The sequence below is a fragment of the Mucilaginibacter sp. R-33 genome, assembly GCF_049949235.1.
In the GTDB taxonomy this organism is placed as follows: domain Bacteria; phylum Bacteroidota; class Bacteroidia; order Sphingobacteriales; family Sphingobacteriaceae; genus Mucilaginibacter.
Genome location: NZ_CP188089.1, coordinates 3,116,763 through 3,135,337, shown reverse-complemented (window position 1 = coordinate 3,135,337; position 18,575 = coordinate 3,116,763). Strand labels below are relative to the sequence as shown.

The 18,575-nt window shown below is 45.4% G+C and carries 8 protein-coding genes; all 8 read left to right on the top strand.

Going from position 1 to position 18,575, the window contains the following annotated elements; genetic code table 11:
• Window positions 1-9 precede the first annotated feature (9 nt).
• The 8 genes from ACP26M_RS13095 to ACP26M_RS13060 are packed head-to-tail and all read left to right on the top strand — an operon-like array spanning window position 10 to window position 18,575.
• A complete protein-coding gene (locus ACP26M_RS13095; protein ID WP_426589477.1) occupies window positions 10-3,309 on the top strand; it encodes a baseplate J/gp47 family protein in 3,300 nt (1,099 codons plus the stop codon).
• Complete coding sequence (locus tag ACP26M_RS13090; protein WP_426589475.1) at window positions 3,306-6,017, top strand: hypothetical protein; 2,712 nt, start codon at window positions 3,306-3,308, stop codon at window positions 6,015-6,017. The genes ACP26M_RS13095 and ACP26M_RS13090 overlap by 4 nt, the downstream gene beginning before the upstream one ends.
• A gap of 18 nt (window positions 6,018-6,035) precedes the next feature.
• Window positions 6,036-10,226, top strand: a complete 4,191-nt coding sequence (locus tag ACP26M_RS13085; RefSeq protein ID WP_426589473.1) for a hypothetical protein — start codon at window positions 6,036-6,038, stop codon at window positions 10,224-10,226.
• A 9-nt stretch (window positions 10,227-10,235) separates the two neighbouring features.
• Window positions 10,236-11,723, top strand: a complete 1,488-nt coding sequence (locus ACP26M_RS13080) for a contractile injection system tape measure protein (protein ID WP_426589471.1) — start codon at window positions 10,236-10,238, stop codon at window positions 11,721-11,723.
• Complete coding sequence (locus ACP26M_RS13075; protein ID WP_426589469.1) at window positions 11,720-15,304, top strand: DUF4157 domain-containing protein; 3,585 nt, start codon at window positions 11,720-11,722, stop codon at window positions 15,302-15,304. The genes ACP26M_RS13080 and ACP26M_RS13075 overlap by 4 nt, the downstream gene beginning before the upstream one ends.
• Complete coding sequence (locus ACP26M_RS13070; RefSeq protein ID WP_426589467.1) at window positions 15,301-16,284, top strand: tetratricopeptide repeat protein; 984 nt, start codon at window positions 15,301-15,303, stop codon at window positions 16,282-16,284. The genes ACP26M_RS13075 and ACP26M_RS13070 overlap by 4 nt, the downstream gene beginning before the upstream one ends.
• A gap of 7 nt (window positions 16,285-16,291) precedes the next feature.
• The gene (locus ACP26M_RS13065; RefSeq protein WP_426589465.1) at window positions 16,292-17,245 is read left to right on the top strand and encodes a DUF4157 domain-containing protein; all 954 of its coding nucleotides are present in this window, start codon (window positions 16,292-16,294) and stop codon (window positions 17,243-17,245) included.
• Between the two features lies 1 nt (window position 17,246).
• The gene (locus tag ACP26M_RS13060; RefSeq protein WP_426589463.1) at window positions 17,247-18,575 is read left to right on the top strand and encodes an ATP-binding protein; all 1,329 of its coding nucleotides are present in this window, start codon (window positions 17,247-17,249) and stop codon (window positions 18,573-18,575) included.

Below are 18,575 nucleotides of genomic sequence, written 5' to 3'. Positions count from 1 at the left end.
GAACTAACCATGGCCTGTAACGATAAAAATCCGCTTCAACGTGATGGCTCAAGCCAGTCACAGCGCTTCCTGAAAGCGCTTGACCCAGCCTACGCCCCAATTGAGGAATTGGGCATGGAAGACTGGCTGACGTTCGCGGCTGCTTATGCCGATAAAATAAACTATTATACCCTGAAAGACAGCAATTACCCCCAGGGCGATTGGAAATCGTTTTTTATCCAGGATAAAAAAGCGCTGCAGGATTTTTTGAAGCAGGTTGAGGTTAAAATGGAGAATGCCAGTCTGGGTTTTCCCGACCCAAGCATTAAAAGCGATGTAGAGCCACACCTGGCGCTGTTCATGTGTTTTATTATGCTGCTGCAACACTCAGAAGACGCATTGAACCAGTTTACCGGCCGGCACCTTGATTTTTACTTTAAGCGGGTATTGCAACTGCGTAACCGCCCCGAAGTACCTGACAAGGTACACGTTATATTTGAACTGGCCCGTAACCTCACCGGTTTCCTGTTGCCGGAAGGCACACCACTTGATGCCGGTAAAGATAAAAGCCCCAAACCCAAACCGGTTGTTTTTAAAACAAACGCAGAGCTGGCTGTAAACAGCGCCACTATAGCGGCCATGAAAAGCTGGTACCAATCGCCGGCGGATAAAAAGGTAGCCTATGCCGATGTTACTTTTTCGGCCGATGGTTTGGGTACACCTTTTAAAGATGATGTACCTAAGTGGAATCCTTTTGGCAGCAAGAGCTGGCCAACAGCATCAATGGGCTTTGCTTTTGCATCAAAAGTATTGCTCATGAGCGAGGGTGACCGTACCATAACTTTAACACTCAACTTTTCGGGGCTTGGTACTACTATTGATCCTGCACTGCTTGCCCAACTGTTTAAGGTTTTTTTAACATCCGAAAAAGAGTGGCTGCAGGCCGATTTTCCAACTACAGATGCCTTTAAGGTTAATCAGCAGCAAATTATTATTACAGTAAATATACCGGCAAAGGCTAAGGCTGTTGTGCCCTATGATCAGGCTATTCATAAAGAAAATTATAAAACCGATTTCCCGGTAATCCGCCTGCTGATGAGTGTTCAGGATAATGCCTATCCTGTTTATGTTGCGCTGAGTAAAGCTAAGCTCAATAATGTGCAGATAGATGTGACTGTGAAGGGCATGAAAAACCTGGCTGTTGAAAATGATAACGGTAAAGTTGACCCATCAAAGCCCTTCTTTGCCTTTGGCGCACTGCCAAAAGTTGGCTCAACCCTATACATCGGCAGTACTGAGATCTTTCAAAAAGAGTGGACAGAAATTACGCCTCATATAGATTGGAAAGGCGTACCTGATGATCTGAAAAGTTATTATACGGCTTATCGTACAGATTATCTCAAGTCGACATTAAGTCCCGGTGCATATAACATTAACGCCAGTAATGAGGCTTCCGATACTACGGGGACCTCGAGGGTGATAACTGCCAAAAGTGATTTTAAAGCAAAAGTAGCCTATATCAAAAATGGTGCATTGTTCCCAAGCGAAGGCAGCGAGATCAATGTGCTCGATAATACCTTTACACTTAAGCCGGATGGCGTTCAGCAAGCGGTAAATCCCGCACCTTATTTTATTAATAAATACCTGTATTTTAATGTATCGGGCTCTTTTAAACAGGGTAGCTGGCCGCAGGCCGAAAAGGCGTTGGTGCAACAGTATGTGCAACCTATGCAGATGTTTTTCCCGGTGCTGGGTTTTGTTGGTTTTCAGCAAACTGCTACCACACTTCAAACACAAACCGAAAATTTCTCAGCAGGAGTTAAGGATAATTATATCCTTATAAGCCTTGAAAAGGATTTTCTGCATAGTATATATCCGCAATTGTTTGCCGCTGCCATGACAGATACAACAAGGGCCGCGCTTATCCCTAAAGAACCCTATACTCCCGAAATAGCATCGCTCAAGCTCGATTACAAGGCATCGGCTAAAAATAAGATTGACGATTTGACCGGCAGTAATGATAACCCTGGTTTGCTGGCTGATTACGTGAACCATAACGTTCAATTTTTTCACGAAACACCATTTGGCCAGGCCGAACAGCATGCTTTCCTCAAAAAACAATATCACGGGCTTATCGACGGGAATATTACTGCTATACCGCAAGCTCCAGATCTAGCAGCTTTTTACATAGGCATTGCGGGTATTGAAACGGGGTCTGTAGCCAGTATTCTTTTCCAGGTAGCCGAGGGCAGTGAAGACGCGCTTGCTCCCTCGTTCTCGGATACTATTCAACCTAAATGGTATTATTTATCGGGCAATGAATGGCTTGCTTTGGATAAAAGCAATATCATCAGCGATGATACCAATGATTTTTTACGCTCGGGGATCATCAAGTTTTTAATCCCCGAAGGCGCTACAACCAACAATACATTCCTAAACCAAAGCCTCACCTGGCTTGGGGTTGAACTGCCAACTGCAGTAACGATAGATTCGGTTTGTAAATTCATCAACGTACATATCCAGGCTGCCGAAGCCGAATTTGCCGATAATGATAATGAACTTTCGCACCTGGAAACCGGGTTGCCTGCAGGTACCATCAGCAAACTGCTCGACAGGCTGCCGCAAATCAAATCGGTTACTCAGCCATATGCCTCGTTTGGCGGTTTACTGCCGGAAGATGACGGCGCTTTCCGCCTGAGGGTAAGTGAACGGCTGAGGCATAAACACCGGGCTGTCACCATCTGGGATTATGAGCACCTGGTAATGGCGCAGTTTCCGCAGGTATTCAGGGTTAAATGCCTTAACCATACCAACGATAATATTGAAGTTGCCCCGGGCAGCGTAAGGGTGGTAGCCATACCTGATATCCGTAACCAGATCAGTTTTGATCCATTTAAACCTCGCGTAAGCAAAAATACCCTGAGCGAGATCACCAAATATCTGTCGGGATTAAACTCTATGCATGTTGACCTGCTGGCTATTAATCCTGATTATGAAGAGGTAATCCTTGATTTTAAGGTGAAATTTTACTTCGGACTGGATGAAAACCTATACGCGGCTAAGTTGAATACCGATGTGATTAATTACCTGTCGCCCTGGGCTTTTAACCGTAATGCCGATATTGATTTTGGCGGCATCCTGTACAAAAGTGTGGTGATCCGCTTTATTGAAGAACTACCCTATGTTGATTATATAGCCGATTTTAAGATGTACTTCACAGCATCGGGGCCTGCAAACCCCGATGTTTTGGAGGCAGGCAATTCAAAGGCAATCCTTGTATCGGCAAAGCAACATTTAATTGATACCAAAACCATACCTACATGCCCATGATTGATCAGTTAACCATACCGAAACAAATTGATACCAGCCTTGGGCCCGAGTATAATACTTTGCGCACCGAAGGTATGCAGCATATCCGCGACCTGGCCAGTGACATTTGGTCGGATTATAACGTGCATGACCCAGGTATTACCACGCTGGAGATGCTTTGCTATGCACTCACTGATTTGAACTACCGCATTACCCTGCCCGTTGAAAATATTTTAGCGGTTGATCATGACAATACCACCAGTATGCATGAGCAGTTCTTATCTGCCATAAAAATATTGCCCACTTACCCGGTTACCCCCGACGACTACCGTCAATTATTTGTGCGGATAGATGGTGTGCGGAATGCCTGGATCAAAAAATCGCCCCATAGTATCATAGCCAACTATAAACAACCTGATGGTAAACCGTTGCTGCGTTATGCCAAACCCGGCGAAAATGCCCTAACCGGTAAAGAAGTAAAATTCGATCTAAAAGGTATCAACGATATCCTGATTGATTTTGAGGATTTTCCTGAATTGGGTGGTGATGCGGCTAAGATCAAAGCGAAACAGGATGACATCATCAAACAAATAAAATCAGTATACCATTACTTCCGCGAATTGTGTGAGGATCTTGACCAGGTAAAGGCCGTTGAAAACCAGGAAATAGTTATCTGTGCCGAAATTGAGCTTCAGCCCCAGGCCGATCCTGAAATGATCTGGGCGCAGATCATGTTTAATATTGAGCAATACCTTACACCCGATATTAAATTTTATCTGCTTAAAGAATTGCTGGATAAAGGCATGCAGACCGACGAGATCTTTGAGGGCCCGGTACTTGATTTTGAAAACCTGCAGGGTATTGATGCCAAATTTGCTAAACAAGGGTTTATCATCCCGACCGAACTTGCGGCCTCGCAATTGCGTACAGAGGTGCGCCTGTCTGATCTGTACCGCATTATCATGGAAATTGACGGTGTACGATTGGTGAAAAGAATTTCCTTTGGTTTTTGTGGCTGTACCGCGCCGCAGAGCGAGGTTGCCGATAAGATCTATAAATCAAACGAATGGCTACTTTGTGTACAGGATGGCCATAAACCTGTTTTATGCGAAACCAATTCATCATTCACATTTTATAAGGATGTGGTGCCTATCGAACTGAAACAGTCCGAAGCCCAGGCAGATCTTAACCAGCTTCGGAAAGACTGGCAGGACAATGTAGAGGCAAAAAAGATAGTTGATTTGCCGGTACCCGAAGGCGATTACAGGGATATAGGGCACTATGAAACCCTGCAAAATCAGTTTCCTGAAAATTACGGTATCTCGCCGCTGGGCTTGCCCGATACTGCTACAACTGAACAAAGGTCGTTGGCTTTACAACTTAAAGGGTACCTGTTGTTTTATGATCAGGTGCTGGCTAATTATTTTGCCCAGCTTTCAAACGCCCGGATTTTGCTTACTGCCGACGATAGTATCCGCAAAACCTATTTCAGTAATGCGGTAAATGGCATCCGCGATGCGGAAAAGCTGTTGGATGGTTATGCCCAATGGGAGAAAACGGTTGATGATGTAATTAAAGAAACCGGGCAGGATAACTATCCCGAACGGAAAAATAAATTCCTCGATCATTTGCTGGCCCGTTTTGCCGAGCAGTTTAACGAGTACGTATTTTTAATGTACCGCATTTACGGCGAAGATTATCAGCGCAATATCATCAGGCATAAGGTTAAGTTTTTGAAAGACTATGACCAGATGAGCATCTGCCGCGGCAGCGGGATGGATCTGTACAATGCCAAAACACCCGATCAGCAATTGGTGAATGTATCGGGCATGGAAAAACGGATCTCGATGCTGCTCGGTTTCTCTAACTATAAAATGCAGCAGTTAAGTGTTGAGGATTACCTTTTGTTTAAGGCCGATGCCCTGCATTATAACTGGACAATATCGCAGCTTGGCGTAGTTAAATTTAAAGGCAATGCCAACTTCCTGAAGGAGATTGATGCTTATGAAGACCTGGGCCTGGTATCTGTACTGGCTTGCGACAGGGAAAACTATCGTTTAAGTCCGGGTCCTACTGCCGGCAAGTACGTGTATAACATAGCCAACTCTGCTGGTACTTTGGTTACCCATAATGATATGGAGTTTAGCGCTGCTGCCATCGAAACCGAAATTGCATTTGTCATCAAGTTTATGCAAAACGATTTCAAGATGGAGGGTATGTATGTGATAGAAAATATTCTGCTGCGCCCGCCATTTGATTATACCGGCGATGATAGTACCCACCACCAGTTTATGCCGGTTTGCCTTGATCCTAACGGTGTGTACTGCGAGCCGCTTGATCCATATTCGTTCCGGATTTGTGTGATACTGCCGGGGTACAGCGTAAGGTTGCGAAACACAGCCTTCCGAACCTATGCCGAGCGGCTCATCCGCACCGAAACACCGGCCCATGTGTTGCCGCGCATCTGTTTCATCGGGCATGATCAGATGGTTGGTTTTGAAGCGGTTTATAAAGATTGGCTTGCTGCCAAACACATAGCGGTAAGTACCGATACGCCTATAGACCCTGTATTGAACAGCAAATTTATTGATGTACTTGAAAAACTATACACTGTTTATCAGCAGGGCCAGCTAAGCGATTGCGACGATGATACCCAGGAAACCAACCCGATAATATTGAACAAAACCAGCCTTGGCACCTTGCAGGGCGGCACAAATAATAACAGTTAAAACCTAAATGAAAAAGCCATGCCACCAGTAACCAACATAAAGCTCACCGATATAACTTTAGAGTATAACTCCTTTGTTGACAGCCAGGTGCTTACAGCCAAACAGCTGAATGATATTGTAGAGTTTTTTGAAGATCAGCAGCGCCTTACCCGTACCTGTTTAATTGGTGTTGGCCTGGTATGCGGCTTAAGTTTCAAAGGCGATGCCAACGGCATAACCATAGGCAAGGGCTGCGGCGTAACTACCGACGGCGATTTGCTTTACATGCCCGAAACAACCTATAAAAACTTCAGGGCCTATGATAATTCGCTGATCAAATACCCGCCGTTTTATCCCATGGGCACCGATGCCGCACAAATGGCTTTATGGGAGCTGGTAACACCCGATGATAAAGGCGCTTTCCCGGTTGATAGTTTTGCCCTCACCAATTTTAAATCAAAGGCTGGTAAGGAACTTACCGAAATGTACGGCCTGCTTTACCTGGAGTATTATTCTAAAGATCCGGATGCCTGTACGGCTATTGATTGCGACAATCAGGGCCGCAAGCAGGTAGCCAAACCCAAAGTGCTGCTTATTGCACAGGCAGATATGAACCAGATCATTGAGCAAACCGGTTCGGAGGTTATTTATGACGATATCTACAAAAAGTATTTCAATGCTTATAACGCGTACTTTGATGCCCCTGTGCTGGCGGCAAAACGGGTGTTTTTCAATAAGCAGACTACCGCTTCATCATCAGCGCTTACCGCTGCCTTTTCAAAAATTGCAAATGATGGTGCCGGTGGTTTATCAAGTGCTGTTCAAACGCTCTACAACACATTCAAATTCGCGCTCGATCCGCAATCTGTTTATCCTATTACCAGTATCGTTGCCAATATCAATACAACGCTGAGTAAAGCTACAGCCCCAATGCAGGCGCAATATCTGTATGATTTTTACAAAGATCTGTTAACCGGGTATAATGAATTGAGGGCTATACTTTCGGATATCATTTACCAGTGCTGCCCCAATATTTATGCTTTCCCCAAACATATTATGCTGGGTGCTTTAAATGTTACGCCTACGGCCAAGCCAACGCCATATCGCCATAAATTTTATGCCTCGCCGGCTATCAGCGCCAATAAAGATAAGCTGAACATTGCCATTAACCTGCTCGACAGGCTGAACGTTATGAGCAGCGGGTTTACGCTGCCTCCGAGCCCGGTGGTGAAAATAACACCATCTACAGATAACAGTAAACCTTTAGAGGCAAGGGCTATCCCTTTTTATTACGGCAAACCGGTCGACCTGGCTCAAAAGTGGAGTTATAACCGGTGGCTGCAGGGCACAGATAAGCTGATCCTTGGTTATAATGCCGGAGCTTATTCGCCCGCAAATGATATGGTGGTAAATCCGCTCGCCTATTCAATCGACTCCAATAATTTTTTCAGGATTGAAGGGCATATCGGCAAGAAATATACCGAGGCTATTGCGGCGGTTGATAAGATCAGGCAAGACAGTAACCTGCCATTTGATGTGGTTGCCATCCGTTTGGGGGATGTAAGCCTTAGTGATATTGATATCGATGATTATGCCTGCCAGTTTAATGATCTGGAGGCTACATTAAAAGCTTTCCAGGCAGAGCAGAATTGCCTTTATGGTGATGTAAGCAAGTTTTTTTCAAGCTTTAATACCAAAACAGGTTATTCGGTGGCGAATGAGATCCGGTATCAGGCGGCCCAGCAGAAACTGGAATTGGCCAATGAGGAAGAAGCAGCCACACCTAAAATGCGAATGGCTGCTGCCAAAACAGCGGATACCGGCGAAATACAGGCAACTGCACGTGAGCAGGTAAGCAGCGGATTTGCGATCAATAAAAGCACCGATAAATATGTGATGGACGGCGGCATCGACGCGGTTGACAATAATATCAATATTGCTCAAGGCAGTATAGGTTATTATGTAGATCAGATCCGCAGGCAGGGCGGGGCCATCAGTATTTCTGACTATGCAGATGCCGCAGGCAAAACTGTGGATACCTCTGCAACAGGTTCATATGAACAAGCTATTGCTGTGGATATCCCTGTGCGTATGATAGCCGGTACCCGTAACATAAGCCAGTGGCTACCCGACAGGCTGGTTGATATTGACGAAGATACCATTGATAATTTTACAGCCCGCCTGGATGACCTTTGCAATGAAGTAAAGTTGGCTGCTCAAAAAAGCCGCCAGATTTTTGCTAAAAGCGACTATGTACGCAAAGGGTACGAAGATGATTATGAATTACAGTTATGGCGCTTATCTGAAAATTGCTGTGCAGGCCAGGCGCTTGCCGTAATATTAAAGGAAATACAGGACCGCAAAACCAAGCTGCTGCAACAGCTTACCTTTTCGGCCTATGCCGCCAATCATACCGGGTTAGAACACCTGGCAGGTGTGCCGGCGGGTGGTACCTTTGTAATGGTTTATGCTACCGCGGTAGCTGCACCCAGTCCAACCACCCCTTCAGGCAAATCTCCGCTCGAAGACAGGTTAAAGGCGCTTGAAAGCGAACAGCAGTTTGTAAAAGGTTTTGCAAGCGATAGCGACGCGATGGCTTATATCGCCAAAAATACCGACTATGATGACATTGCCGATGCTGTAAAATATTATGAAAGGCGGTCGAAACGTAAATATACCCCGACAAATGAGGCCGAGGTTATCAAGAAAACTCAGGCTTTGGCACTCGAGCTGGGAAAATCAAGGGCCGTAACTGCAAACCCTGATGTGCCTGCTGATATCGTATTTGCTGATTTTTGCCTGCCGTATATGTGCTGTTCCGATTGTCCGCCGGTAGCATTTATCATGCCTAAGCCACAGGTAGGACTTAGTTTACCTAAAGCCGTAGCATGTTCTGACGAAGGGTTGCTGCAGTTTAAAGTTAGTCCGGCTGATGGCGTTATCAAAGCCTCGGCTGGTTTTGAAACTACAGTTGTAACTAAAGACGCTATAACCTATTTTGATACAACTAAAGTCAAAGACGGTACATTTGGCCAGCAGATTAAATTTACTGTAAATGATCAGCCAACCGATTGCACCATTACCGTATTCAAACATCCGGCTGTTAAACCTGCGGCCAGCATAAGTGACACCACGCAGTTTGCCGTATTTATTCAGCTAACGGCTACAATCAATCAGGCAGCAGGTGATACATTTGCCTACACATGGACAATGCCCGACGGGCAGGTACATGCTAATCTGGCTAAGCCGGATGATAACATTACCTTCCAATATGCTGATCTTCGTGCCAAATTCCCTGATGGTAAACTAACCTTCACCTTGTCTGCCAATAACCATGATTGTACCGATTCTGAACAGGTTACTATTACAGTAGAGATTCCTGAGGAGCCGGTAGACCTACAGTTAGCCGCCGGCGAAGTTTGTTCAGATCAGGGTAATATAAACTTCACTGCCGTACAACCTGCAACAGGGATTATCACCTCAAAAATAGCGGGAGATGCAGTAAAATTATTGGGGAGCCAATGGGTGGTTGATCCATCCAAAGGTCCTTATGATGTCAGCATCAACGACTTTATGGTGAACGGCAAACCGGTTCCTGCTTGTACGCTCATAATCCATGAGCATCCGCAGGCCTCTTTTGACTATAAGGTAACTATGGATAATGAAAAAGGTGCTGCCACTGTTACTTTAATAAATAAAACACCTAATCCCGGCAGCTTTAAGTTTACATGGACATTTGACGATGGAACTACCAGCAATGAGGTAAACACGGTCAAAGTGTTTGATATGCGCCAGTTTCCACGAGGCCGTAATACAGTTATTACACTTACAGCAGTGAATGGTAAGTTTGAGAAGTGTCGTGCCGTGTTTACGCCTACGCCGCCTGTTGCTTTGCCTCCTATAACCACCACTCCGGTACTTACCCACTTGCCGCCGGAAACCACTACACCGGTAGTTACTAAGGTTCCGCCTGTGATTACTACACCGCCAACGGGTACTACTGTACCGCCGGTGATTACAGTTAAGGATACACCTGCGGTAACACCATCGGTAACGCCAACACCAACTGTAACACCAAAAGCAGAACCATCTGTGATTAAAACGAGTACAACTGTAACACCGGCGGCTACACCGCCGGCAGATCCGGCTGTAACTCCTGTGACACCAAAAATAGCTCCGAAGATTATCAAAAAAGATCCGGGTACTACAGATCCGGGCACTGTTAAATAATGTTGAGCTATGGCAGGTAGCACACATATCATCCATAAGCTGATACTTGATATTGAAGTATCACACCGAAGCACTGCCCAAAAGGTGCAGGACGAGGCCGTGCGGTACTTTGAACAGGTGCTGCTCAAAAAACTGGAGCAATTGCTGGATGATATGGATCTGCCTGGTCATGTTTTGATAGATAAGATTGATATTGATCTGGGTTCGGGTAAAATGGAAGATGTTTTTGAGCAACTGCAATTTAGGTTATCGAAGGCGCTTGAGCCAGCTTTAAACCCCGGTTTGCTGCCCGACGGAGATGAGCCGGATAATGTCATTGATTATTCACTACTTACCGATGAACAGCAGGCTTTTAATGTATTTATTTATTTCCTTAACACGGGCAAGCTTCCATGGTATGCTGTTGCTGCAACAGAGTGGCTACAGCAGGAAGATGTTTGGTTAAATAAATTATCGGGGCAGTTGATCAATGATAACGTTTATCAATCAAAACTTATCAATCTTTTTAAGAGCTCACCTCTTGCGGCAGCCAGGTTATTCAGCCAGTTTGGTATGGCTTTTATTAAAAAGCTGGCAATGGTTTTACTTCAGGCCGAGACTTATGGATTTCAAAAAAAGGTCGACGCTGTTGTTGAAGAAATCAGGCGTTTGATAACTGGTGAATCAGCAACAAACATACACGCTAACATTAAAGAGGTTTTACCGGCGGAATTTAATAGCGACTCCGGGCGGCAGATCATTGAAAAGCTCTTGCTGATGATTTGCCTGCGGACAGGCCATAGTGAATTTGCTGGTGATAGTGCAATCCTGAAAAAGCTAACCGCTTTAATAACCGGAGAGTTAAAAGCTTCTGTTTCAATTTCTGCGATGAGCCTCATTCAAATAGCCGAAACAGTTATCCAATCAACAGAAAATAAACCGCTACTACAAAGTAATAAGCCCATAACCACGCCCGATAATACTCCGGAAACAAGCTCAAAAAAAGAAGAAGAAATTGCCGGAACGTATGTAAACCAGGCCGGTTTGGTGATCCTGCACCCGTTTTTGGAGTATTTCTTTAAAGATTTTGGCTTGCTGCAGGATAACGATTTTGTTGATCTGCCCGCAAGACAACTGGCCGTTCACCTGCTGCACTATTTAGGTACCGGTAATGTGAACACTTTTGAATATGACCTTTATTTTGAAAAATTTTTATGCCGGTGGCCACTTGACGAGCCATTGGAACGTGAAGTTGAAATACCACAGCGTATGCTTGATGAAGGCGACAATATGCTCCGCACCGTGATAAAATACTGGAAAGCATTAAAAAACACCTCGCCCGGCGGCTTGCGCGAGGCATTCTTAATTCGCAACGGGAAACTGATTGAAGCAGAACAGCCTGCCCGCCTTATTGTAGAGCGGATGGACCTGGATATCCTGCTTTCATCATTGCCATGGGGCATTGGCGTAGTTAAACTGCCCTGGATGAATGAACCTTTTTACGTGGAATGGCAATGAAGACACCGCAAAAGGCAGCACCTGCAAACACCAAACAAAACCAGCCCGCAAACAAGCAGGGGGCAGGGAAAGATCCTTTTTTCTCTGCCGCTCATGATGTTGAACAGGTGCAGGAAGCGCCCTTTTTTGAAGGGAATAAGGTTCAGCGTAAAATGATGGTGAATGAACCTGGCGATCATTTTGAACGGCAAGCCGACCAGGTGGCTGATAAAGTTGTTCAGCATATTAATCAGCCTAAAATCGCAGCTAACGCTGCAACTGGTTCTACTACTGCAACTGGTCCTGCCACTGCAACTACCTCTGCCGTACAAAAGAAGGAAGATAAAAAAGAGGATAAACAGGAGAAAGAACAAAACGGGGCCGATAAAGAATTACAGCGCCGCCCTGTTTTTGAAAGCGATGGCGACCCGAACGAGGGCAATACGCTAAAACGCAGCAGCCAGGCGGCCGCGCCGGATGTATCACCGCAAACCCAGCAAAAAATTGAAGGCAGCAAAGGCGGCGGCGAACCATTGCCTGCCAATACCCGCGAGGAAATGGAAGGAGCAATGGGCAGGGATTTGAGTGGGGTACGCATCCATAACAACAGTGAAGCCGCCGGTTTAAGTAACGACTTACAAGCACAGGCGTTTACCCACGGCAATGATATTTATTTCGGGGCGGGTAAATATGATCCGCGGAGCCAGGCCGGGCAGCACCTGCTGGCGCATGAAGTGGCACATACGGTACAACAGGGGAGTGGAGTAAAAAAGAAAATACAGCGTAAACCAACTAAGGGCGATGTATCGGGTAATGCAGGTCAGGTTGCCACCGCCGAAAATCCGATTGATACAACAGCATCAAAGGAATCGCTTTTTGTACCTAAAATAAACATACCAGGCCTAAAACTTGGCCTTATGCCTGGCTCAACAACTAATTATTCTTTCAAAAAAACTGAGAGGTCGGGCAAACACCTTGCCGATTGGAACGACGCTGCAACCAAAGGAGCTGGTTTTGATACCGTTTTCAATAATAAAAAAACGGCCGAGATCCCCAAAGAGGCTAACGCCTCCAATTTTTTCATGACGCTTGAGTCGGAAAAAAAACTTACTAACCTGAAGCACCTTTTTACCGGCTCCATTACCCAGCTCAAGACTACTTTTGCACGCCCGTTTTGGAACGATAAAGGTCATGAAATAAATAATGGCTATGATGTTGATCACAAAGTTGAGTTACAATTAGGTGGAAAAGATGGCATCTCCAATCTTTGGATGCTTGAGGCCGCAGCAAACAGGTCGTCTGGTTCAAATATCAATACAGAGATCACCTCAAAAGTTGAAGCAGCATTGAATGCCATTACCACCATGCCCAACGGACAAACCAAGCCGGGTGCAGCCGAGGTAATGAGTAAATATACCATTACTGCCGGTACGCTTGACGGGAGCTTGCCTATTAGCGGCGGTAAAGAGGCCTGGGAGTTAAGTGAAATTGAGGCTGGCGACCATCTTAAAAAATTGGTATTTCTCTCAGATACAGATAAAGCGAGAGCAAAACTTATAGATAGCACTAATCTTTCCCTGATAACGAGCGAAAGATATGGAGCAACACAAAATATTAAATGGGCCCCGGAAGCGGGTAAAACAACCGAGAAAGATGTTAATGTTCAGGTAGGGCATATAAAGCGAAACGGTGCTAATCTGAAAATAAGAAAGATTTCTTATGAAGATAAAGACAATGCCACGATACTCAGTGCGGGTTCAAAAGGATCTGCTACTATTGAAGTATTCATGAATAACGCGTTTGTGGCGGGGATATCCACAACACAACCAATTGAACCAGTGCCCGGTATATACGGCGGTAGGTTAAGTGGTGTAGCTGTAAAACAGGCTTTAAGTGCAGGGCTAAAGGCAAAGGGATTAAGCCCCATAACAATAACGGAGTTAGATATCGGTGAGTCTGGTTTGATAGGATTCGGCAAGATCAATACCGATGTTCCGATTATCGGAGGTTCCGCTATCGATATTGTTTTTAATGAAGATGGTATCAAAATAAGTAAGGTATTTAATTCGGGAGAGATCAAGGTACCACCGCCTTTTAAAATCACCAATACTTCGCTTGAAGTATACGCAGCTACCTCAGGAATCGGCATAAAGGGAGAAGCTAATTTTGAAATAAAGAAGCTGGGTAAAGGTAAAGTTGGCGCTATGGCCAACACGTCGGGAGAGTTTGCGCTTGAGGGGTCTTTTGATTTTGACTCAAAAACCTTCAATCCGGCACAAATAAAAGCCTCCTATCGTAATGGAGAATTTAGCGCTTCGGGAGATATTGGCATTCCTGCCGGTAAAATAAAAGGTCTTAAATCGGCGCATATCAATATAAATTATGCCAACAACATATTTAATGCTTCCGGAACAGCCGAGCCTGATATCAAAGGCGTAAAAAGCGCCGAGATCCACGTTACTTATGGAAACGAAACATTGGTTATCGGCGGCAGCTTCGTTCTTGACGAAAATATGCCGGGCATCCAAAGCGGCAGCGGGAATGTTGAAGTTACCCGGGGGCCGGATGAAATTTACCATGTAAAAGCCAATGGTAAGGCGATACCTAAAATACCGAAGATCAATACCGAGCTGTCAATCTCTTATGACGATGGCGCGCTGACCATTGAAGGCAAGGCATCTTACGTTGCTGACCGGGTATCAGGCGAAGTCACTGTTGGCGCAACCAATCGAGCTATTGCCGCTGATGGTACACCATCGGGCCCGGCAGGAGATAAGTTTACCGCCTATGGATCGGGTAAGTTAACGCTTAAAGTTACCGATTGGCTGCAGGCATCAGCAAGTGTGAGGGTAACCCCAGCCGGCGAAATTGAAGTTGTTGGCCGTTTGGATCTTCCTTCGGCTGTTGATGTGTTCCCTAAAAAGAGCATCAATAAAGAGCTGTTCAAAGTACCAACCATCCAGATTCCCATATTCGCCATCCCGCTTGGGCCTAAGAGTATCGGTATTGTGGCCACTATTGATGGCGGCCTTGATTTTGATGCAGCTGTAGGCCCCGGCCAACTCAAAGACGTTTTTGGACAGATAGAATTTAACCCCTCACACCCGGAAAATACACGCATTAGCGGCGGGGCAAAATTTGTGATCCCGGCGCATGCCGGTTTAAAATTAAAAGCCGCGCTTGGTATTGGTTTAAGTATCGGCCCGGCCAGCGTTACCGGTGGTATTCAGATAGTCGGCGGATTAGGGTTGGAGGGTGAGGCAAGCGCGGCTGCCGACCTGGCCTGGTCGCCCACAACCGGGTTTGAGTTTAACGCTTTGGGTGAGATTGAGGTACACCCTAAGTTCACGTTTGATGTGAATGCATTCATTAAAGCCGAACTTGATTTGTTGGTTACCGATATTTCAAAAGAGTGGACGAAAAACCTGGCGTCATTTAGTTATGGCCCTGATCTGCAGGTTAAAGTTTCGCTGCCAATCCACTATAAAGACGGCGAACCATTTGATGTGAAAACCGATGATATTAAAGTTACCTATCCTGAAATCAGCATTTCTGATATAGCAGGTGGTATAGCAGATAAAGTAAAAGAAGAGATGTTATGAGCAACCGAAGCCAACTAACCGAACTGATAAACCTTGGTGCTATACAGCAGCTTAACGGCAATTTTGAAGCTGCCGAGGCTTATTATGCCAAAGCTGTCGATTTAAATGAGCCCAATGTTACCCTGCTTAATAACAGGGGAATGTTGTTTTACCAGCAAAATAAATTTGCCGAAGCAAAGCCGCTGTTTGAACGTGCGTTGGAAATTGATGAACAAAATGCTACAGCATGGCTTAACCTTGCCAATACAGAGGTTTTGCTTGGCCAGTATGATAAGGCTTTAAACGCTTTCAGGCAAACCATTACGCTTAAGGCCGATCAGTTTGAGGCCTGGGAGGGCTTGGCAAAACTGTATATGTTATCGGCAGATATGGAAAGCGCTGAAACATGCTGGCTTAAAGCGGTTGAGCTTAACCCCACAAGTCTAAATTTACTGATGGGACTGGCACAGGTTTATCTTTCAACCGGCAGATATGATGAGGCTTTTGAAATGGCGGACTATGTTTTATCAGAGAATCCGCAAAACAGCAGGGCATTGCAAACTGCGGGTCTGTCCCAATTAATGATAAAAAACTATGCGTCGGCTGCAGGGTACCTGATCAGGTATTTGATGCTGTTTCCTGGCGATATTGCGGTACGTAACCACCTGGCCGTTGCTTATTTGCAAAGCGGCCGGTTAAATGAAGGGGCGGCAGAATACGAGCGGCTCCTGGAATATGACCCTGGAAACGAAGAGATAAGATTAAATACTGGGGTGCTTTGCCTCGGCCTCAATCGTTTTGATGATGCGCTGGCACACCTTGACCTATTACTTGAACAATACCCCGAAAATAAGAAAGGACAGCTTTACCGGGGGATAGCTCTGGCTAATTTAAACGAGAAAGATAAAGCGAAACAGGTTTTTGAAGACCTGCTGCATGATGCCGGCGAATGGGCCGCCCATGCCAAAAAGCAATTGGATCTGTTAAACAATTTAAACTAAACCTCCTATGAAATACATCCATAATACACGCCAACCGCTTAGTCAGAAACAGGCGGATAAAGCAGATAAGCCCTTTTTTAATGGCAGCCGCGAAAAAAGCAAGCAGGATGGAGATGCTTTTTTCCAGGCCAGGAAAATTGATGGTAACCAGGATAGCGCCCTCGAGCAGGAGGCCGATGCGGTAGCACATAAAGTAACCATGTCACAGCAGGCAACTGCTAATTCATCACAGCGGATGGGACAAATGAGCGTTCAGAAAAAAGGAGCTGATGAGGAAAAGGATGCTAAAGGGACCCAAAAGAAAGAGCAAAAGGACGAGAAAGAAGAGGGTAAGCCGCAGAAAAAAGACGAAAAGAAAGAAGAAGAGAAACCAACTCAGAAGAAAGAGGGGGATAAAAAAGATAAAGAGCCCCAAAAGAAAGAAGAAGATAAAAAGGATAAAGAAGGGGTTCAGAAAAAAGAGGAAGAGAAAAAGGACAAAGAACCGCAAAAGAAGGAAGAAGACAAGAAAGACAAGGAGCCGCAAAAAAAAGGCGAAGAAGATAAAAAGGACGAAGGCAAGCCTCAGAAAAAAGAAAAAGGCGAAGAAAAAGACGATAAGGCTGCTGCACAAAAAAAGGAAGAAAAAGGCGGCGGTGTAGAAAAAACCGAAGGCAGGCCCGAACCCCCGGAAGCAAAGTTCGACAGGTTGCTGAACGAAAGTAAAGGTGGAGGCAGTCCCTTACCTGCCAAAGTACGTACGCAATTGGAGCATCAGATGAACGCCAATTTTGAACAGGTGAAAATCCACACCGGGCAGCAGGCGGTTGAACTTTGTAATCTTTCAAAGGCGCAGGCCTTCACACATGGCAACGATATTTATTTTAACGCCGCTAAGTTTGATCCGGAAAGCACTGCGGGTATGAACCTGCTGGCACACGAATTAACTCATGTTGTACAGCAAAACGGTCCGCGTAAGTAATATGGATACTAATATTAAACAGTTAAAGGCATTAATGCAGTATACAGCCGGTTGTGTTGAAGCCAGGTTGCAAACTGTATTTGGTAACGACGCAACTTATTTGCCTCCACTGCTGCCCCAGTTAGAGCGAAATGGTAGTGTGCTTGAGAAATTAATTGATGATCATGGCTTGAACAGCAATGAGGTTATTATACTAATGATGGCCCTGGTACCTCATTTACAAGTTGAGTTTTTTGATGAAATTATTCAGCCTTACATGCGTGAATCGGGGGACTTTCAGCAGATTGGTGGTGTTAGGAGCCGTAACGGGCGCAGCTTTTTGCCAACCGGTCAAACAGCGGTTTTTGTTTTGGCATGCGATGATCTGGAAAAGCGGCTGGAGATAGCTGATCTGTTTCATCATCATAGTAATTTGGCGAAGCAGCACATTTTATACCTGGAGGATGTGCCCGAAGGTGAGCCTGCCTTATCCGGCCGGTTATTGTTACAACCCGAATATGTTGAACTTCTGATCAGTGGTACCGAATCTATTCCCAAACTAAGTATGAACTTCCCGGCACAACACCTGGAAACTACCTATAACTGGGATGACCTTGTACTCAATGATACCACCCGCAGGCAAATTGCCGAGCTGGAAAACTGGGTGAACTACCAGCAAGTATTAATGACCGACTGGGGTATGGAACGAAAACTGAAGCCCGGTTATCGCGCCTTATTTCATGGCCCGCCGGGCACCGGTAAAACACTTACCGCGTCTCTGCTGGGCAAATACACCGGCAAACCGGTTTTCAGGATCGATCTGTCAATGATCGTATCAAAATTCATCGGCGAAACGGAAAAAAATCTCTCCAAATTATTTGAAAAGGCCGATAATAAAAACTGGATCCTGTTTTTTGACGAAGCCGATGCGCTTTTTGGCAAACGGACTAACGTTAAAGATGCACACGATAAATATGCCAACCAGGAAGCATCGTACCTGCTGCAGCGTGTTGAGCAACACAATGGCCTGGTAATACTGGCAACCAATTTTAAAAATAACATTGATGAGGCCTTTATGCGCCGGTTCCAGTCGGTTATTAACTTCCCGCTGCCTAATGCCGATGAACGCTATACTATCTGGCAAAAATCATTTCCGCCTAAAGCCAACCTCAACGGGCACATTAACCTTGAGCAGATCTCGCGTAAATATGAGCTCAGTGGTTCCGGGATCTTGAATGTAGTACAATTTGCCTGCCTGCAAATGCTGGCCCGCAAGGAAAGCCGCATAACCTCTGAACTAATATTGGAAGGTATAGAGAGAGAGTACACTAAAGAGAACCGGGTTTGGTAG